Raw genomic sequence first — 21,112 nt, forward strand, 5'->3', positions numbered from 1 at the left:
CAATACCCCGGAACTATGACCTGTGAGAGTTTTCAGTTCCCGGCCTGTCTCGGTGTCCCAGATTTTCAGGGTTCTATCCTCGGAAGCGGAAATCGCTGTTTTACCGTCTGGTGCGATCGCCACTGCTTTTACCGCACCAGCATGACCGACAAGTGTCCGCAATGCCCCTTCATTTGCCCGTTCTAAATTAGCCTTCAAAGGCCGCAGCCAAGGACTATCTTTCCACTGCTTTGCTTGTTCCAGAATGGCTTGAATATCATCAGGTGACGAGCTTTTTTCCGTCACTTTTTTGACAGGTTTACGTGGAGCAAACCTACTAATCAATGGTAAATGCTCCCAAAAATACTTAGATTCATCTACAACTCTAGTCACTTTATGAGGTAGCAACCTCCCCAACAAATGCCCAGCCAATTGCGTTTTATCCCCATCCAAAATGTGCGCCGACTTGCGAATTGCCCCTTGAATCAACTTCAAAGTTCCCGTTTGCCCCTCCGACAACAAAACATCAGAAACCCTCGCCAAATCATAATCCTCAATTAACCCTTGAACCCCGATCGCATCCAACTTCGCCTCAATAAAATCAAAATCCGTCAACAACTGATGTAGCCGTTCCCCTTGAACACTCTCCGCCAAATGCCCCGGCAGAGTTTCCAAAGCATAAAGCCGCTTTTTCGGCGACAGTTTCCCCAACCGTTCTTTAAACTTACTCATCGCCGTACAAATCCCCCCACAAATTATCAGAAATTGCCGTTTCAATATCCCGCAGCGAAACCCCAGCTTTCTGCACAACATCTATACGATGCAGAAATCTTTGGAAACTCGCGTGATAAATACTGTAATCGGGAGGACTATCACCGCTACGCCGCAGAAACTGTTCCCAATCATCGAGAACTTCCTGCACATCCAAAGCATCTTCCTCAGCAAAATCCGCCAAAATATCGCAACAAACTGGCTTGCGAGTTTTCGTCAACAAATAAATCACCTTCAACTTCCGGCGGCGCAATTCCTTATCTTTAACCGCCATTTCCATCCGCGCCCAATGCTTGTCATAATATCCTTCCAATTCCCTCGGCAAATCTTGCAAATTCACATCGCTGTACTTGCCGCTATCGATATCATTCAACACATAGCGCAGGTACATAAAATTATTCTGGCTTTTTTCCGCCACCGCCGCCACAAACTGTTCGCGCTGCAAATTTTGACGGTTAATCCAATTCTGAATTGACGCGCTGTTGCTGGTGCGTTTGTCAATATAAACCTTGACATCCGCCAAACTTTCTGCACTGTACTGCATCAAATCAAAAACGTGATGATTATTTGGCAAATGCAGAGATTCCGGCCGCTTGGAAACAATAAAATAAACGTTATCGGGTAAAGCATCTGGCAAATACAAAACATTGCTACCGCGCCCCTGCAAACCCAGATCCACTTCATCCAGGGCATCGACGACAATAATCAACTTTTTCCCGCCCAATTTAGCGCTGACTTCCCCCAACAATCGACTCAGAAAATTGCCATCTCTGGTCGCATTTTCCGGCAGTTGCGGATAATTTAGTTGATAGCCTCGAATTAACTGAGTGCAGGCATTTTCCAGAAATTGTTCGGCGCGGACAATGCCTTGAGATTGCGAGTTAAAATGGGCGACGCAGCGCCGCTTCAGCAGCAGCACTAACTTCGCCATAATTGAAGTTTTGCCGACACCCGGATCTGCTTCTAAAACAAAATAGCCTTTCCGATTCTTCTGCAAAAATTCGGCAATTGCTGCAAACACAAATCGCCGTCCGGTAAAGTCTTGAGTCCGATCGGCAATAATCGTTTCGCACTCGTAGGGAAGCGGCAATCGAGGCGTACCAGTATCAACAAATCGTTCCAGCAAATTCTGAATTTGCGCCAAATCATCGCGGATGCCAATTTCGATCGCCTCCAACTTCACCATCACTTGACAAATCTGCTGCTGCGTCGCCACAGCCTCCAACTTTTGCAGAATCTCCCCATTTTGCAGCCCCAAATCTCTCAATTCAGTCAAAGCAATTTGGTGGAGATTCAACAGCATCGCCGCAAACTTTTCGCCTCCCTTCGCCGCATCCAGTTTCAGCACTTCCCGGTACGCTTTCGGAAAAGTTGTGTACAGTTTGTCCGCGACAAATTCCACAATTTCTGCATCGAAGGATTTGCCCTCGCTGGCTGCGAATTCCCCCAGGAAAGTTGCCCAATCTGCTGGTGTCAATCCGGTAACGCGATCGAACTCTTCGACATCCGCAGAAAAAATCTTAGTTAGCTGGTCTTCGGAAATCTGTAAACCCCTTGACAAATCGGCTGTACTCGTGTTAATATCCAGCCAGTATCCGGGAGTTTTCTCAGCTAATTCATCTAAATGCTGTTCTGGATAAGGCAAATTTTTGGTTTCGGCGATCGCAATTAATTCATCCGACTTCGCAACCTCTCTCAAAATATAGCCGATCGCCTCACCCGCCGCTTTAATCAAATCATGGTTGTCGAGAATATTCGGATTTTTTGCCAATTTTTCCGTCATCCGATTTCCGATGTCATTCGCCGCCAGATTCCCCGCGACACCACCGGCGATCGCTGCTAAGATCGAAATGCCTCCAAGTGCGATCGGGCCACCAATCATACCCGCTGCTGCTTGTGTTCCCGGATTGGCGATCGCATTTGAAATAAGTTGCCCAACAGCCATCACCGCACTGCATCCAATTACCCGAATTTTAGTATTAGCTAAATCTACTAACGACATAATTTAAATACTTCTCATACTTTGGAATAGTTTAGCGCGGTGAGATAATTAAATACAAGGATAATTTACCGGATTAACCAGAGACTTTAAATACTCTTGTTCCCCCCTTCTTAAGGGGGGCTAGGGGGGATCTCCAGGTTTTCAACTGAAGACTGAAACCCTCTGTATCTCTCGTTTATATCGAAGTCTAGATCCCCCTAAATCCCCCTTAAGAAGGGGGACTTTGAGAATGCTTCCATTCCCCCCTTGTAGGGGCAGTGCTCCCGTGCCCGCCCTCTTGGTTGGGGGGATCTCTAGGTTCTCAACCCCCCAACACCCCCCACTCTCCGATTTGTAAACTTTTTTATCAACCCGATCGCACTGCTTTTATTTGATAGACAATAAGAGGTTATTTATTTTTACCTCCCACAGTTCACACTACAAAAAAGTTTACCTTTCTTTACAAATAACCACAAAAAACACCGTATAAAACAAAAATTTCCTGACAGACTTTAAATGCGTCGCGCGATCGACTAAAGTGAAAAAAATGGCTTTATCCGTTTATTTATCGCAAAGGAAACAAAGCTCATGACTCAACGCGGTTCTACAGTTCGGATTCTCCGCAAAGAATCTTATTGGTATCAAGAAGTCGGCACCGTTGCCACCGTAGACCAAAGCGGCATTAAATACCCAGTGATCGTTCGCTTTAACAACGTAAATTATGCCGGCGTCAATACCAACAACTTCGCCCTCAGCGAAGTAGTCGAAGTGTCAGCCCCCAAAGCCAAAGCCAAAGCACCAGCAGCACCAGCCGCAGGAAAAGCACCAGCAGCAAAAGCAGCAGCCAAACCAGCCGACGGCGCTCCTAAAGAAGGCTAACCAAATAACTAGACTCAAGAGCGCTAATTGTGCCAGAACTGCCAGAAGTAGAAACTATTTGCCGGGGGCTCAATCATCTCACCCTCGATCGAGCAATTTTGGGCGGAGACGTGCTGTTAGCCAGCTCGATCGCCCGCTCTATGTCTGCGAGCGATTTTTTGACAAAACTCAAAGGAAAGTCGATCGAGCGGTGGTACAGGCGCGGCAAATACCTCCTGGCAGAACTATCTCAATGTAGGGGCGGTGCCCCCGTGCCCGCCCAGACCGTACTTCCTTCAACATCCCCACTTGGGGGGGGCTGGGGGGGGTTGACTTCTTCTGTCTTCCTTCCTTCCCAATTTGGCTGGTTGGGAGTTCACCTGCGGATGACAGGTCAACTTCTGTGGGTGAATCAATCGGAACCGCTACCAAAACACACGCGAGTCAGGTTGTTCCTTGAGGGAAACCAAGAATTGCGGTTTGTAGATCAACGCACCTTCGGGCAAATGTGGTATGTACCTTCAGAAACAGAGGTTTCCAGCGTTGTCACTGGCCTGAAAGTGTTGGGTCCGGAACCATTTTCAGCAGAATTTTCCACAGCATATTTCGCCCACAAGCTACACCGAAGGGCGCGACCAATTAAAACAGCATTGCTAGACCAGTCTCTGGTGGCTGGTTTGGGCAATATCTACGCTGATGAAGCTTTGTTTGTGTCCAGGGTTTTGCCCACAACTCTGTGCGCTGATTTGACAGCAGACCAAATTGGGCGTCTCCATGCAGCTATTATTCAAGTTTTGCAAAAGGCGATCGCATCTGGTGGCACTACTTTCAGCAATTTTCTCAACGTCCAAGGCGTCAATGGCAACTATGGGGGTGTTGCTTGGGTATATAACCGTAAAGGCCAACCTTGTCGCGCTTGCTCCACACCGATCGAACGGATAAAATTAGCAGGGCGATCGACTCATTTCTGCCCCGTTTGTCAAACATAGTCATCAGTCAGTAGTCAGTAGTCATTAGACATCTCCTAAAAAGACAGTCAAGAACAGGCAGGCGGTGTCCTGAGCGAAGTTGAAGGGATGCCTATTCCACAATAATTATCGGAGAGGTCTATGAGGCAGTAGTCAAGAGAAAAAAGTGCTATAAAGGCAAATCTAGATTAAAATTTGTATAGTTTTTTAAACTAAACAAAGCAAGTCATGGCAATTAAAAAAGGCAGCATAGTCCGCGCCCTACGCGAAAAATTGGAAAATAGTTTGGAAGCAAAAGCCAGCGATCGACGCTTTTCCTCCTATATATTTGAAACTAAGGGCGAAGTGCTCGATGTTCGTGGTGACTATGCCTTCGTCAAATTTGGCAAAGTCCCTACCCCCAATATTTGGCTCCGGGTAGACCAACTCGAAGATTTCAACTAACTTTAACTGGTTCCCAGGCTCTGCCTGGGAAACCATGCCCAGAGGCTCTGCCTCGCTTGGAAAATTGGAGGCAGAGCCGACCGATCTGCGTTCCCAGGTAGAGCCTGGGAACGAGTAAAAATTCCCAATCTAACATCCAAAATCTCAAATCTAAAATAGAATGACTTCTATCAATTCCAGTACCTCAAATTGTCCATCAACTCGCGTCTCAATTATTGGTGCAGGGAAAGTTGGCAGTACCTTAGCCCAGCGGATAGCTGAAAAAAATCTGGCTGATGTGGTATTGCTAGATATTGTGGAAGGTTGGCCCCAGGGTGTAGCTTTGGATTTGATGCAAGCAAGGGGTGTAGAACGACACGATCGCCAAATTCTCGGTACAAACCACTATGCTGATACTGCTAACTCAAACATCATCGTCATTACCGCAGGTATACCACGCAAGCCCGGTATTAATCGCGAAGATTTAATTAAAATCAATGCTAAAATTGTTACTGAAGCCGCACAACAGGCGATCGCCTATTCCCCCGAAGCAATCTTAATCGTAGTCACAAATCCCCTCGATGTCATGACCTATTTAGCCCTGGAAGCTACCGGTTTACCAAAGCACCGAGTTATGGGTATGGCAGGAATTCTCGACTCCTCCCGCTTTCAAACTTTTATTGCAATGGAGTTGGGCGTTTCGATTGCTGAAATCAATGCAACTGTCCTCGGTTCTCACGGCGATTTGATGGTTCCTTTACCCCGCTATTCTACAGTCAATGGTATTCCCATTAGTCAACTTATGGATGCAGGGACGATCGCTCGTTTAGTCGATCGGACACGTCACGGAGGTGCAGAAATCGTCACCTTGATGAAGACTTCTAGTGCCTATTTTGCACCAGCATCTTCTGTCTGTGTCATGATAGAATCAATCCTATTGAATCAGTCTAGAATACTGCCTTGCTGCGTTTATTTGCATGGTCAATACGGCGTACAAGATATGTTTTTAGGTGTTCCCTGTCGCTTGGGATATCAGGGTGTGGAACAGGTGATCGAACTCGCTCTGAGTGATACTGAAAGAGCTGCTTTTATGGAATGCAGCAAATTAGTTTGGCAAAGTATTCAAGAAGCCAAGGCTATCTTGAATCATTCTGATTAAAAGCCTAGGTTTTTCTTAAAAAATCTGGTAGACATCTTAAAATAGAATAAAATATAGGTTATAGCATAGGTGGGAGGAAGAAGGAAGAGTCAATAACAGCAATACTTTTAGGGTTCAAAAATGTCCTAATCGTCGGGGCGGTTGCTATAATAGCTAAATATAGAAACCCCCGATGCGCTGAGGAGTTTGTTAATTGCTCAAATCCTAGATGGGATTGCTTATTGCTTCTTAGTTCCACCTCTGTTATAGCAGGTCTGAATCAATTGTGTAATTCTTTTAGGGCCGAAGCGCAGCGGAGGGATTCCCCCCTGGTTGCGCCAATATATTCGGGTTAGGCACGCACCATCTACTATCCCTACAGTTTTTGCACCAATCATTTAGGCTTACTATCTAACAGGCAAAATTTGCTCAAACGCCATCGGCTCAATTTCCATAAATTTGAGTAAACACGCTCTATAAAATTTTTTAATTATCACCTTCAGCAAGATAGCTAATTAACTTTGCAGTCATCATAAGAATGTGATAATTAAAACAAACACAGATGGTAAAAAATGTCAAACTAAGTAAACTATAAAATTAACTACCATTGATCCCTTACCAAATAATCGAGGGCAAAATCAATCACTAAAGGTACAAAAAATTTATGCAGAGCGAAGGATGGTGAAAAATAACACTTGGTAAGATCAGTATAATTTGCTGCTGAGTTACCGAAAAATCAATAGCATTTGCTATCAAGTCCCAGTATTTACCAAACTCAACTCAACACATCGCTAATTGGGGTGTCCGCTAAATCTATACCAAACCACACAATAACTCAAGAGATACTATATGTTTCATCAATACCTGTATCACGAAGTAACCAGCTTGCGGATGAAGTTAATTCATCTAGAAAGAGAAATGCAGTCTCAAACCTGGTTCAAAAAGCTACAAGCCCTGATGGGAGTTATTGGCAAAATTCGCGAATCCCTAGACTTAGAAACAATATTCAACACCACAAGCACAGAAGTCCGGCAACTCCTAAATGCCGATCGCGTCGCCATTTATCGCTTCATCCCCGACTCCCAATGGAACGACGGCGAAATAGTATCCGAAGACGTACTACCCCAATACAGCCCCTCCCTAGGCGCACAAGTTCACGATCGCTGCTTTGGAGAACAATTTGCCGCCAACTACGAAAAAGGCTACGTTCAAGCTGTCAGTGATATCTATCAAGCGCGATTGAGTCCTTGTCACCTGAAAATTCTCAAACGATTTCAAATCCGAGCCAACTTAGTCGTACCACTCCTGCAAGGGCAGCATTTGTGGGGATTGCTGTGCATTCACCAGTGTGGCCAACCCCGTGATTGGCAAGAAGATGAAATCGAATTTGCCAAGCAAATAGGAGAACACCTAGCAATCGCCATCTACCAAGCCGAATTGCACTTGCAAACCCAAAGGCAATTAGCAGAAATCGATCGCACCCAGCAACAACTACGGGAAAGCGAGCAAAGATATCACCAAATTCTCGACTCGATCGCCGATATGGTATTAGTCAAAGGCCCTCAATCAAAAATCCTCTGGGCTAATCAAGCATTTCGCGACTATTACGGCATGAGTGAAGAGGAACTTCAAGGAATTGTAGATGCACATGAGGCCAATCCAGACGATACTCGACCATATATTAAAGATGATAGTTTCGTATTTGAAACCGGACAAACTCTGGCAATTTCCGAAGAACCGATCGTGCGGCACGATGGAGAAGTGCGACTGTTTAGTACAGTCAAAACACCGATCCGCAACGAAGATGGCCAAGTAACAATGACCGTCGGTGTCTCCCGCGACATAACGGAACGCAAACTAGCAGAGGAATCAGTCAAAGCCAGCGAAACCAAATACCGCAGCCTGGTAGAAACCTCCCAAGACATGATTTGGTCAGTCGATGCCCAAGGTTGCTACACCTTCGTCAACCCAGCAGTCAAATACATCTACGGTTACGAACCAGAAGAAATGGTCGGCCGACCTTTTTCCGACTTTGTGACACCAGAACAAAGCCGGAAAGATTTAGAAGTTTTCGCCCGCCTGCTTACCGGAGAATCAGTTTTCCAGTACGAAACCACCCAAATCGCCAAAGACGGCAGCATGAAACATTTGATGTTCAATGCGATCGCCCTGTTCGACGACGCAGGAAATGTCCTCGGCACCACAGGTACTGCCACCGATATTACCGATCGCAAAATCGCAGAAGCAGCCTTGCAACATGCCAACGCCGAACTAGAGCGCAGAGTAGAAGCCCGCACGGCCGAACTGCGACAGACTTTTGCCGCCCTCAGTGTCAGCGAAACCAAGTTTCGGACGATCGCAGCCACCATCCCCGGAGCTGTGTTCCAGTTTACCAGCCGGGATGGAGTATGGAGAATTGACTACATGAGCGATTGCATTTTTGAGATCGGCGGTGTCACAGCAGCAGAAATGATGGAAGACATCTATACATTCATTTCCCGCATCCACCCCGAAGACTTGGATGGCTACATCGCCTCCGTCAACGAAGCCGTAGAAAACCTATCTTCCTGGCACTACGAAGGGCGGTTAGTCAATCCCAACGGCGAGATTCACTGGTGGCAGGGCGACTCAGTGCCCACCCGCAATCAGAACGGCGAAATCGTATTTTGTGGCGTTTTGCTCGATATCACCGATCGCAAACTCGCAGAAACAGCCATTCGCGAAAGCCAACGACAGCTACAAGAAGCCCAAAGACTCGCCCACGTCGGCAATTGGGAACTCAATGTCACAACGGGAACCGTTACTTGGTCAGAGGAACTTTTCCGCATCCACGGACTCGAACCAGCCGCCACAGCACCCACTAGAGAACAGCAAGTCGCTCTGATCCATCCAGAAGATTTGGAATTTTGGGGGACGGAAGTACAGCGGGGAGTTGACTTTGGCATTCCCTTTGATTTTGACTTTCGTCTTTACCGTCCCGACGGCACGCTGCGACACCTGAACGCCCTGGGCAGAGCTGAAACTGATGCCAACGGCAATGTGGTAAAATTGTTCGGTACTGCGATCGACATTACTGATCGCAAAAACGCCGAAGCAGCCCTGCGACAAGCAGCAGCCGAGTTGGAAGACAGAGTGGACGATCGCACAGCCGAATTGTGGCAAGCAGTCGCCCAGTTAGAACTAGAAATCGGCGATCGCAAAAACGCTGAAGCAGCAGTCCAAATTTCCGAACAAAACCTCCGAACTATATTTAACAATGTCTACGATGCTATCTTCATTCATGATTTAGAAGGAAACATTCTAGATGTCAATAATCGAATGTTAGAAATGTATCGAGTTAGCGCCTCCCAAGCCACCAAATTATCATTTAAAAATGACTATTCCACGGCCGAAAACCCCTTTGCAGAATTTGCCGAAATTTGGCAAAGGGTAATAGCCGGAGAAACAGCTCGCATTGAATGGAAAGCTAGGCGTCCCCAAGACAATTCAACGTTTGATGCAGAAATTGCCTTGTCTCAAATTAATCTCAACGGCAATGTTAGCATCATTGCCAACGTGCGAGATATTAGCGATCGCAAACTGGCAGAAGCCGAATTGCAACGCACCCAAAAATTTATGGAATCAGTCCTCCAAACCCTACCAGTAGGAGTAGTTGCCAAATCAGCCACAGACTTACGGTTTGTACTGTGGAATCCAGCGGCCGAACACTTATTCGGTTTTTCCGCCACACAAGTTATAGGCAAAAATGATTTTGACTTTTTCCCCACAGAACAAGCCCAAACTTTGATGACCAAAGACCGGGAAGTTCTCAACAACAGACTACTTGTAGATATCGAGGAAGAAGAAATTGAAATAGCTACAGGAGCCTCGCGGATATTTCATACTAAGAAAACCGCAATTATCGATGCCTATGGTCAGCCAGAATATTTATTAGCAATTACCGAAGATGTTACCAATCGCAAGCTAGCAGAACTTACTTTGAGGCGCTCTTCCGCCACACTCAAGCAGCAAGCCGAGCGAGAAAAATTGCTCAACAGCCTCACAACTCAAATCCGCAATTCCCTGGACTTTGACAACATCATTACTGTCGCAGTCCAAGAAATTCGTGCTTTCATGCAGATCGATCGCTGCTATTTTGCCCAGTACCGTAGCGAACAAGAAGAGGCATTTTGGGAAATTATTCAAGAATCTCGCAGCAGAGAACTTCCCGATTTAGTTGGTTGCTATAAAGCTTCTGACTTCGGCACTTTAGGAGAACAGATGTTGCGTCTAGAAACGCTGCAAATCGATGATCTCGGAGCGATAACAGACCCTATTTGGAGACAGTCTCTTAGCCCTATGGGCTACCAATCTGTGTTGGCAATTCCGATCCAGGCACTTTCGGGAGTCGTGAGCGTTGTTGCCTGCGCCCACTCCGCTGCTGTGCGCCCCTGGAGTGACAGCGAAGTAGAATTGTTGCAAGCGATTACAGTTCAATTGGCGATCGCCCTAAATCAAGCCGATCTTTATACCCAAACTCGAAACAAAGCTCACGAATTAGAGCAAACTTTGCAGAAATTAACCAGCGCTCAATCGCAGTTAGTTCAAGGCGAAAAAATGTCATCCCTCGGTCAGTTAGTTGCGGGAGTCGCTCACGAAATCAACAACCCAGTTAACTTTATTTATGGCAACCTGACGCACGCCAACGACTATACCCAAGACTTACTCAACCTAATCGAACTTTACCAAACACACTATCCAGATCCAGTGCCAGAAATTCAAGAAGAAGTAGAAAATATTGAACTCGACTTTCTCATGGAAGACTTGCCTAAATTGCTGAGTTCCATGAAAGTCGGTGCAGACAGAATTCAACAAATTGTGGCTTCTCTCCGCACATTTTCCCGCATGGATGAAGCGGAAATGAAAGCAGTCAACATTCACGACGGCATAGATAGCACTTTAATGATCTTGCAGCACCGACTTAAAGCTAAACACAATCATCCAGAGATTCCGGTGATTAAAGAATACGCTAACTTGCCTTTAGTGGAATGTTATGCCGGACAGTTAAATCAAGTATTTATGAATGTGTTGAGCAATGCTTTAGATGCTTTGGAAGAACGAGATTTGGGTCGTTCTACTGAGGAAATGCGCCAAAATCCTAGTATTATCTCCATTAAAACAGAACTGTCCAAACCCGATCGCGTACTCGTCAAGATAGCTGACAATGGACCTGGAATGCCAGAGAGTGTACGGAATCGACTTTTTGACCCATTTTTTACTACGAAAGCTGTTGGTAAAGGTACTGGAATGGGTTTGTCCATTAGCTACCAAATTATTACCGACAGACACGGCGGCTCCCTGCAATGCACTTCTTCCCTAGGAAACGGTGCAGAATTTGCGATCGAAATTCCGCTCAAAGCTAATTCTTAATATTACCCGGAATCAGGAGACGGCTTTTGGAGTGTCCCTACGTGATTATCTTGGGGTAGGGAAACGGCACTGCCCATTAGTGTCAACTTAAGCCTGAGAGCTTTGATAAATCTCGTTTTTACCTAAGTCTAGATCCCCCTAAATCCCCCTTAAGAAGGGGGACGAAAGAAAAGATTCCTGTCCCCCCCTTCTTAAGGGGGGCTAGGGGGGATCTAGATTTAATAGTCAAACAACAGTCTGTGACTGGGCTTGACGTTAAGTTGACACCTATGGGCACTGCCGTCTCCTCATTAGTTATCATATTGAGCTAAAATATTTATGGATTCTCCAAAATAGAGAAATCAAACTAATATGCTTCAGTCAACAGAACACTGTTACATTGTCAGAAATAATGAAATTCTCAGTGGTGAACCCATCATCAAGGGTACCCGAACTCCGGTGCGGGCGATCGTGGAGATGTGGCGCATTGGAGTTTCGCCAGAAGAGATTCCTCATCGTTTGCCACACCTCACCCTAGCACAAGTATTTGATGCCTTGAGCTACTATCTAGATTGCCAAGAAGAAATTAACAAGTATATTGAACTTAACCGCATTCCTGATGAGTTAATCGATCCGCGAGTTAAAGATCAATGAGTGAAATTTTTATCCATGTTTATTTAGATGAAGATGTCGATGTGCTGGTAGCTAGCTTGCTACATTCTCGCGGTTTTGAAGCAACAACTGCGAAACAAGCAGGGCAACTCGGAAAAACAGATGTCGAGCAGTTAGAGTATGCTATAAGCCAAAAAGCAGCTATTCTTACCCACAATCGAAATGACTTTGCAGCGCTTGCTCAAGAATATTTCAGTCGGGAGGGAAAACATTATGGAATTATCATTGCAGTCCGACATCCATAGGGGAAAATTGTGAATAGGCTCGTTTCAATCCTGAATACCACAACAGCCGACGAAATGGAAAACCAAATTATTTATATTTAAACTGAAGCAAGTAGGGTGCGTCGCCATCTACAATCTGTAAGTTATATCCAATATCTCGCAGCGACGCACCCTACGGATTAACTGCGGGGACTTCAAAAAATGTGAAACCTATTATGAATCGATCGAGCGTTTGAGCATTTCAGTGATAGTATTACCATCCAAAGGCTTAGAAAACCAATATCCCTGAGCTAGTTCGCATTCAAGTTCCCTAAGCTGTGCTAACTGTTCGGCTGTCTCAACACCTTCTGCGATCGCCTCCAGTCCCAAATTGTGAGCCAAAGTCACAATCGCCCGCACAATTTGTAAATGCTGACTTCCATCATCACCATTTTTTGTCGCTCCCAAACGACTTACAAAAGAGCGATCGATCTTCAGGGTATCCAACGGAAAACGGTGCAAATAACTCAAAGACGAATAGCCCGTACCAAAATCGTCGATCGACAACCGAATATTTTTAGCTTTCAACTGAGAGAGCACAGTATTAGCTTTCTGCACATTTTCCACGATCGCGCTTTCAGTAATCTCCAATTTTAAACAACTTGGAGCGCAGCCTGTTTCTGCCAAAATTTCATCAATTTGATCCAACAAATTGGGCATACCTAACTGTTTTGGAGACAGATTAACACTCATTGTTAATTGCCAAGGGTCAATTATTGGTAATCGGTAATTAGGAATGGGGCATCGGGCATCGGGAATTGGGCATTGGGAATTGGGCATCGGGAATTGGGCATTAGTAGCCTTCTCTCCCCCTCTCCCCCTTCTTCCTTCTTCCTTCTTCCTTCTTCCTTCTTCCTTCTTCCCTCTTCCTTCTTCCTTCATTGACATTAACATTTCTTGCCACTGGCGCAATTGCCTGCAAGATTCCCGCAATACCCACGCTCCCAGAGGTACAATCAAGCCTGTTTCTTCAGCTACCGGAATAAAAGTAGACGGTGGCACTAGACCCCGAACCGGGTGCTGCCACCGTACTAAAGCTTCAAAACCCTCGATCGCACCAGTAACGATCGAAATAATCGGTTGATAGTTAACAATAAAATGGGAACTTTCGTCCTTATCTTTTCCTAATTCTTCCTTACCAAAAATCGCCAATCGCAGGTCTGTTTCTAACTGCAACAGTGACATAGTTTGGTCGTGCATCGCCAAATTAAACACCTCGTGGCGAGCCTTACCCAAAGCTTTAGCACGATACATCGCAATGTCGGCATCCCGCAGCAATTCTTCGGGATGGTGATACAAAGCACTCTGCTGACCGTTCAAATCTTCCTCTTCTAATGCTTCTACTTCGTCTCTACTAAAAACTATGCCAATGCTAGCGCTGGTGAATACTTCATGACCTTCCAGGTTAAAGGGTATGGTCAATTCTTTTTGTATTCTGTTAGCTGCTAGGGTGGCATCGCTGAGGTTTTGAATGCGGTCTAGGAGGATGGTAAATTCGTCTCCGCCAAGTCGGGCGACGGTATCAGTAACGCGCACGCAATTCTGAAGTCGCTGCGCCAGAGCGATTAACAGTTTGTCACCGAGAATGTGTCCTAGAGAATCATTAACTACTTTGAAGCGGTCTAAATCTAGGAATAGGACGGCAAATTTGTAATCGGGAGAATATTGAGAAAGCTGTATCGCTTGTGCGAGTCTATCGATAAATAAGAGGCGGTTTGGCAAACCTGTTAGTGCGTCGTGAAAGGCATCGTGCAGGAGTTGCTGTTCTACTCGTTTGCGTTCGGTGACGTCTCTGATAATAATTTGGGCAGCGGCTGAGCCTTGATAAGTAGCGGGTATACCAGCCACTTCCACATCGATGATGGTTCCATCTAGGCGCATCAATTTTTCTTCCGCCAGTTCGATCGGTCTATTTTCTTCCTCGACTTTCCGAATCCGCTCTCTGGCGATTTCTACATAGCTGGGATGGACGAAATGCAACACCGGAAAGCCGATGAGCGCGGATGGAGAGCTAGCGCCGAGGAGTTTTGCGCCCGCTGCGTTGATATAGGCGATTTTACCTTGACAGTGAACGGCGATCGCTTCTGGAGAGAGTTCGACTAGACGGCGGTAGCGTTCTTCACTTTCTTGGAGAGATACTATCAACTCCGATCGCTCTTTTTCTGCTTCCTGGCGTTCTATTTCCATTCTGTGAGCCGCCAGAAATTTACCCAGGCTTTGAGCCATCAATTCTATAATTTCTCTTTCCTGGGATGCAAAATTTTTACGTCTGACTTCTCGTGAACAAAAACTCAAAGTACCATAGATTTTATTATTAACAAATATAGGTGTGCCGATGTAGGATTCCAGACCCAATTTTTGATAAATTGGATGGTCATCCTCATCCAGTAGTTCTCTGATGTGAGAACAGGCCATTGTTTTCTTGAACTTAATCACTGCGTCACAGTAAGTATCCTCTAGGTTTAATTCTAATCCCGGAGCTAAAAATTCTAATTCTGTCTTGGCAGACCTAATTATAAAAGATTGATTTTCCACTTTAGCAATGATGCCAATAGCCAGACCAAAAATCAAACAACCCGCGGTTAGATAATCATCAACCAGTTCTTGAAAATTTTGATAATTATAGGTGGTAATTCGATGTAAATGTTTGAGATTGGCACTAAAAGTAGCTAGATCTTGAGATTTTGAGTATAATTCTTCTTCGGCTTTTTGACGGTCTGTGACATCTGTTTGAACCCCAATAAAGTGGGTCAAGTGTCGTCGCGAGTTGTACACCGGAGCAATAGAAAGTTCGTTCCAAAAAGGCGTACCATCTTTCCGAAAGTTACGCAAAATAACTTGGCATTCTTTGCCTTCTTCAATAGATTTTTTGAGTTTTTTGACAGAGGCTGGATTAGTGCCTTGGCCCTGTAAGAATCGGCAATTTTTACCAATTAATTCCTCTCGGCTATAGCCTGTGATCCGCTCAAAACTGGGATTGACATAAATAATCGGATTGTCGGCAACTGTCGCATCCGCGATCGCAATGCCGTTGGTGGCACTCTCCATCGCCCTTTCCATCATTTGCAGGCGTTCTGACGATCGAATCCGCTCGATCGCCGCGGCTAACAGATTGGCGATCGCCTCCACAAAATAAACATCATCTTGGCTAAAAACCCGCTCTTGAGTGCTGTGAACCCCCAAAACACCCCAAACAGGAGATGTCGTATTGGGGACTTCAATGGATTCTCCCCAGTTCGTCTTAGCCATACCGGGAGTGCCCGGAACCAGCACCGTGACACCACTGACAATTTGCTGGTTGTGCAGCAGTGGCGATTCACTGAACCTGGTTTCCACCCGCAAATCTGCGACGATAATCGGTTCCCCCACGGACAATGTATAGCCAGCTTGAGACCGTGGTGAAGCAGTGACAGTAGCGCTACCAACAAGCTCGGCAGACCAGCCACACCCCGATCGCAACAGGAAAGCATGACCTGAAGGCAATAGTTCCAAAAACTGACAATACTCTACATCCAAAGTTTGGGCAATCAACACTCCAGTTCTGTCCATTAGCGCCAACAAATCTGTTTCACCCAGCGCCAGATGACCTAAGTAAGCTACAGCGGCTTGCTGACGAGCGCGACAATGAATTGATGCCAGCAATTTCCGTTCTAGAGCTTCGGCTCGCTTCCGATCGGTAATATCGCAGAACACGGACAAAACAGCTTGTTCCGAATGCAAAGTCAGGTAGCGCATCGAGACAGTTGCCCAAAATAATGTGCCGTCCGCCTTTTTGAGGCAGACTTCTGCCTCGGAGACGTGCTGATTGCGAGCTAGTTCCTCCAGTAATTTCTGGCGGTCTGCGGGGTTGTTGTAAAGTGTTTCGGCTTTTTGATGCTCGATCGAATCTGCGCGTTTGATTCCGAAAGAAGTAGCACACAAATCGTTGCAATAAAGAATGGTACTGTCAGCCAGACTGCTAATCGCCAAAGGGAGCGGCATCGACTCAGCGATCGTCAGCAATAATTCTTGAGTATCTTGCAGCGCTTCCCGGACTTCCGACTTAAAGTCACAACTCTGACAGTGTTCGGGGATCAAACTTTCCAGTTTTTGATTGACCCATTCTAATAATCTTTTTTGCACAAAACCTGACTCCTTTACCTCTTACCGAGGGCTATGAATTTTTGGTAGTTGGCGATTTTAGACAATCCCGGACGATCGACACCGATCTCTAGCATTATCTGAATCCTGAAACAACCCCACCCTAAACCCTATAAATTATAACATTTAGTTTTTTTTCCTTTTGAGGAATCGCTGTAAGTAAGTGAGGAATTTTTCACCCCACTTGCAGTTTAAACTAATCCACTGTTTTTGATTAGTTTAGCCCCAGAGTCACTTAACTTTAATAATTAGGTATCTTTTTTCACAAACAAACTAGCTCAAGCGATTGTTAAGTTATGGAGGGGAGACTGAGCTTATGTAGGAATAGGGCAACAAGTACCATAATATTATAGTATCATAAACCAGCCTAATTCATCGACTTTTGGTGAAAAAGAGTGATGCTCCGATACCCTAAATTTTTGAATTTGACTTGCGGGCAAGTTCGGTGAATATTTGTCTTTGGTATTGAACTCCACTTTTTTTACCCTTGCGTTAAGTTTTTATAGAGTGGGATACTTTGTCCAATCATGAGTACAAGCTCCTAGTTTTCAAAGTAAACTGAACTGCAAACAATCAACGAAGGACAGAAATGCTTGAATCTTACCGCCAACACGTAGCTTCACGGGCAGCCTTGGGAATTCCCCCACTGCCCCTAGATGCTCAGCAAACCTCCGAACTTTGCGAATTGCTCAAAAATCCGCCACCGGGCGAAGAAGAAACCTTAGTAGAATTATTGCGCGATCGCGTGCCACCCGGAGTAGACCAAGCAGCCTACGTCAAAGCGGGATTTTTGACCAGCATCGCCAAAGGAGAAATCCAGAGTCCCCTAATCTCGCCCAAATGGGCAGTCTACCTGCTAGGGACAATGATGGGCGGCTACAACGTCCACTCCCTCATCGATTTGCTCAATCCCACAGCGGAAACCGCAATTCCCGCCACCGCAGCCCGCGCCCTCAGCAAAACCCTGTTAGTATTTGACGCATTCCACGACGTTTTGGAACTGTCCGATATCAATCCCTACGCCAAACAAGTCATCGACTCTTGGGTGAATGCCGAGTGGTTTACCAGTCGCCCGCAACTAGCCGATGCCATCACCGTAACGGTGTTTAAAGTGCCGGGAGAGACGAATACCGACGATTTGTCACCGGCCCCCCAGGCTACCACGCGGCCGGACATTCCCCTGCACGCTTTGGCGATGCTGGAAAGTAAAATGCCCGGTGCTCTGCAAACCATTGCCCAATTGAAGCAAAAAGGTCATCCGGTAGCCTACGTTGGCGATGTTGTCGGCACCGGTTCCTCGCGGAAATCGGCTATTAATTCCGTGCTGTGGCATATTGGCAATGATATTCCGTTTGTGCCGAACAAGCGCAACGGCGGTTATATTCTCGGAAGTGCGATCGCCCCGATTTTCTTCAATACCGCTGAAGATTCCGGTGCATTGCCGATCGAATGCGACGTCGCCAAAATGGAAACAGGCATGGTAATTACCATCCATCCCTACAAAGGCGAAATCACCAACTCCGAGGGAGAAATCATCTCCACATTCACCCTTAAACCAGACACAATATTAGACGAAGTTCGCGCCGGCGGTCGAATTCCTCTATTAATTGGACGCACTTTAACCGACAAAACCCGCGAAGCTTTAGGACTAGAAATCAGCACTATTTTCACCCGCCCCACCATCCCAGTAGACACCCACAAAGGCTTTACTTTAGCCCAGAAAATGGTCGGAAAAGCTTGCGGTTTGTCCGGCGTTCGTCCCGGCACATCCTGCGAACCAGTGATGACCACAGTTGGTTCCCAAGATACCACCGGCCCGATGACAAGGGACGAATTAAAAGAACTAGCTTGTTTGGGATTTAGCGCCGATTTGGTAATCCAAAGTTTTTGTCATACCGCGGCCTATCCAAAACCAGTTGATGTCAAAACTCACCATGAATTACCCGATTTCATGGCTCAACGAGGCGGCGTAGCTTTGCGTCCCGGAGACGGCATTATTCACTCCTGGTTAAACCGGATGTTATTGCCAGATACCGTAGGAACTGGTGGCGATTCTCACACTCGTTTTCCCTTGGGAATTTCCTTTCCGGCGGGTTCGGGATTGGTGGCCTTTGCTGCTGCCTTGGGCGTGATGCCTTTGGATATGCCGGAGTCGGTTTTAGTAAGGTTCAAAGGTGAATTGCAGCCGGGAGTAACCCTGCGGGATGTTGTGAATGCAATTCCCTATGTAGCAATTCAAAAAGGTTTGCTAACCGTCGAGAAACAGAACAAGAAAAACATCTTTTCTGGACGGATTATGGAGATTGAAGGTTTGCCAGATTTGAAGGTCGAGCAGGCTTTTGAATTGACTGATGCCACGGCCGAGCGTTCTTGTGCTGGATGCACGATTAAACTGAGCGTGGAGACTGTTTCTGAGTACATTCGTTCCAATGTGGCGCTGCTGAAAAATATGATGGCGCGGGGCTATGCAGATGCGCGGACAATGATGCGCCGCGTAGCGAAGATGGAGGAATGGCTGGCAAATCCGGTGTTGCTGGAGGCTGATGCTGATGCTGAATATGTCGAAATCCTTGAAATCGACTTGAATGAGATTAAAGAGCCCATTGTGGCTGCACCCAATGACCCGGATAATGTTAAGTTGTTAAGTGAGGTTGCGGGCGATCGGGTTGACGAAGTATTTGTCGGTTCTTGCATGACCAATATCGGTCACTACCGCGCCACCGCGAAAGTATTGGAAGGTGCTGGGGAAGTGAAAGCCCGCCTGTGGATTTGTCCCCCAACTCGCATGGACGAACAACAACTCAAAGAAGAAGGTTATTACAGCATTTTTGGAGCCGCTGGAGCTCGTACAGAAATGCCCGGTTGCAGTCTTTGCATGGGAAATCAAGCACGGGTTAAAGATGCCACAACGGTATTTTCAACATCCACTCGAAACTTCAACAACCGCATGGGGAAAGATGCGCAAGTTTATCTTGGTTCGGCAGAATTAGCCGCAGTTTGTTCGCTGTTGGGTCGAATTCCCACAGTCCCAGAATACATGGAGATTGTGGCGAAGAAGATTAATCCTTTTGCTGATGATTTGTATCGGTATTTAAACTTCGATCAAATTGCTGGTTTCGAGGATGAAGGGCGAGTGATTGCTGTGGAAGATATGCCTCGGATTGAGGATCTTTTGGGCATTCCCGAAGGCGTGTTGAGCAAGTAAGTAAATCAACCTAATTAAACGTAAAACTCTCGCTGTTAGATCCCCAACTTCTTTCAGAAGTCGGGGATCTGGGTATTACATTTTTTTATTTGGTATACTTATTGTCTAGCTGCTAAACTAAAAATTACATAAGACACTTGATATAGTATTAGCTAATACTAAAGAGCAGCAATGGGACAGAAATTGAAAATTATCGACTTATTTTGTGGTACGGGCGGTTTTTCAGCAGGATTTGAGGCGACAGGTGAATTTGAGGTAAAAGCTGGTATTGACATTCTCCGAGATCGACTGAGGACATTTAAAGCAAATCACAAAGATGTCTGTGCGATCGAGGGAGATATCAGACAATGGTCACCTAATAAGTTTTGCAAAACTACTGGACTTACCCCTGGGGATGTTGATGTAGTTATAGGAGGCCCACCATGTCAGGGTTTTTCGTCAGTACGTCCATTTCGTAGTCTGAATGTTGATGATCCTCGGAATACACTGTTTGAGTCATTTGCATTATTGGTTCAGTTCTATCAGCCAACTTTTTTCGTCATGGAAAATGTGGTTGGCTTAATCAGCCACAAGAACGGACAGACAATTAAACAAATTGTCGAACTATTTGAAGCTATTGGATATTCCACAGATTGGCGAGTGCTCAATGCAGTCCACTATGGTCTACCTCAAAGGAGAGAAAGGGTAGTTATTATCGGCCGTTTTGGAAATAACAATAAGGTGAAGTTTCCCGAAATTACTCACTATTTTGAAGGTCGCAGTATGGCTCCTCTCAGTCATCCGAAAGTATTACGCACCTATCCGTTAATGCAATATATCCTTGCACCAGCGGTTACAGTTATGGAGGCAATTCACGACCTGCCGGAGGTGAGTGCTGGAGAAAAAGACACTCACTATCGATGTGATATTTCTCCTACTCAATATGAATTGGAACGGCGTAAAACTGAGAAAGTGCTTGCACTACACGAAGCCACCGCTCACACTGAAAAAATGTTAAAGGTGATTAAATATGCAGGCTCAAATATTTTTGCCTTGCCTCCCGGAGCGGTAAGTAGTGGCTTTAGTACCTCATATAGCCGAATAGAACCCGATGAACCTTCTGTTACTGTAACTGTCAACTTTGTACACCCTGGTTCAAATAAATGTATTCACCCGTATCAAGACCGAGCTCTTACTCCCAGGGAAGGAGCCAGACTTCAAGGATTTGATGATGACTACATATTTATAGGCAACCGTGGTCAGATAGTTAAACAAATTGGTAATGCTGTTCCGCCACTTTTGAGTCGTGCAATTGCTACAGCATTGCTGGCACAGTTGTAATTAGAG

At 45.9% G+C, this 21,112-nt stretch carries 11 protein-coding genes and 1 pseudogene; 9 read left to right on the forward strand and 3 right to left on the reverse strand.

Features of this window, described 5'->3' with window-relative positions; all coding sequences use genetic code 11:
• Window positions 1-711: pseudogene (locus AAFP11_RS22035) on the reverse strand (hypothetical protein); the annotation flags it as partial.
• On the reverse strand, window positions 704-2,752 hold the full coding sequence (locus AAFP11_RS22040) for an ATP-binding protein (protein WP_341738979.1): 2,049 nt from the start codon (window positions 2,750-2,752) through the stop codon (window positions 704-706). The gene AAFP11_RS22040 and the pseudogene AAFP11_RS22035, both read right to left, overlap by 8 nt.
• A gap of 567 nt (window positions 2,753-3,319) precedes the next feature.
• On the opposite strand from AAFP11_RS22040, the gene AAFP11_RS22045 reads away from it, so the two are divergent.
• The 7 genes from AAFP11_RS22045 (at window position 3,320) to AAFP11_RS22075 (ending at window position 12,423) form a co-directional block, all read left to right on the forward strand.
• Window positions 3,320-3,610, forward strand: coding sequence for a photosystem I reaction center subunit IV (locus AAFP11_RS22045; protein WP_341738980.1), 291 nt, complete (start codon window positions 3,320-3,322; stop codon window positions 3,608-3,610).
• Window positions 3,611-3,639: 29 nt separating this feature from the next.
• Window positions 3,640-4,578 carry a DNA-formamidopyrimidine glycosylase gene (locus tag AAFP11_RS22050; protein WP_341738981.1) on the forward strand — a complete coding sequence of 313 codons (939 nt, stop codon included), beginning with the start codon at window positions 3,640-3,642 and terminating at the stop codon, window positions 4,576-4,578.
• Window positions 4,579-4,785: 207 nt separating this feature from the next.
• Window positions 4,786-5,001: an NAD(P)H-quinone oxidoreductase subunit O gene (locus AAFP11_RS22055; protein WP_340522847.1), complete on the forward strand. Its 216-nt coding sequence runs from the start codon at window positions 4,786-4,788 to the stop codon at window positions 4,999-5,001.
• Between the two features lie 160 nt (window positions 5,002-5,161).
• Window positions 5,162-6,139, forward strand: coding sequence for a malate dehydrogenase (gene mdh, locus AAFP11_RS22060; RefSeq protein WP_341738982.1), 978 nt, complete (start codon window positions 5,162-5,164; stop codon window positions 6,137-6,139).
• Window positions 6,140-6,967: 828 nt separating this feature from the next.
• The gene (locus tag AAFP11_RS22065; RefSeq protein ID WP_341738983.1) at window positions 6,968-11,527 is read left to right on the forward strand and encodes a PAS domain S-box protein; all 4,560 of its coding nucleotides are present in this window, start codon (window positions 6,968-6,970) and stop codon (window positions 11,525-11,527) included.
• Between the two features lie 351 nt (window positions 11,528-11,878).
• Window positions 11,879-12,160: a DUF433 domain-containing protein gene (locus tag AAFP11_RS22070; RefSeq protein ID WP_341738984.1), complete on the forward strand. Its 282-nt coding sequence runs from the start codon at window positions 11,879-11,881 to the stop codon at window positions 12,158-12,160.
• Window positions 12,157-12,423: a DUF5615 family PIN-like protein gene (locus AAFP11_RS22075; RefSeq protein ID WP_341738985.1), complete on the forward strand. Its 267-nt coding sequence runs from the start codon at window positions 12,157-12,159 to the stop codon at window positions 12,421-12,423. The genes AAFP11_RS22070 and AAFP11_RS22075 overlap by 4 nt, the downstream gene beginning before the upstream one ends.
• Window positions 12,424-12,615: 192 nt before the next feature.
• Here AAFP11_RS22075 and AAFP11_RS22080 read toward each other — a convergent pair whose 3' ends face one another.
• On the reverse strand, window positions 12,616-16,563 hold the full coding sequence (locus AAFP11_RS22080; RefSeq protein WP_341738986.1) for an EAL domain-containing protein: 3,948 nt from the start codon (window positions 16,561-16,563) through the stop codon (window positions 12,616-12,618).
• 607 nt (window positions 16,564-17,170) lie between these two features.
• On the opposite strand from AAFP11_RS22080, the gene acnB reads away from it, so the two are divergent.
• Both acnB and AAFP11_RS22090 read left to right on the forward strand, forming a co-directional pair.
• Entirely contained in the window at window positions 17,171-19,786 is a 2,616-nt protein-coding gene (gene acnB / locus AAFP11_RS22085; RefSeq protein WP_341738987.1) for a bifunctional aconitate hydratase 2/2-methylisocitrate dehydratase, read from the forward strand.
• A 171-nt stretch (window positions 19,787-19,957) separates the two neighbouring features.
• Window positions 19,958-21,106: a DNA cytosine methyltransferase gene (locus AAFP11_RS22090; RefSeq protein ID WP_341738988.1), complete on the forward strand. Its 1,149-nt coding sequence runs from the start codon at window positions 19,958-19,960 to the stop codon at window positions 21,104-21,106.
• Window positions 21,107-21,112: the final 6 nt, after the last annotated feature.

The sequence above is a fragment of the Microcoleus sp. CAWBG640 genome (assembly GCF_020883015.1).
In the GTDB taxonomy this organism is placed as follows: domain Bacteria; phylum Cyanobacteriota; class Cyanobacteriia; order Cyanobacteriales; family Microcoleaceae; genus Microcoleus; species Microcoleus anatoxicus.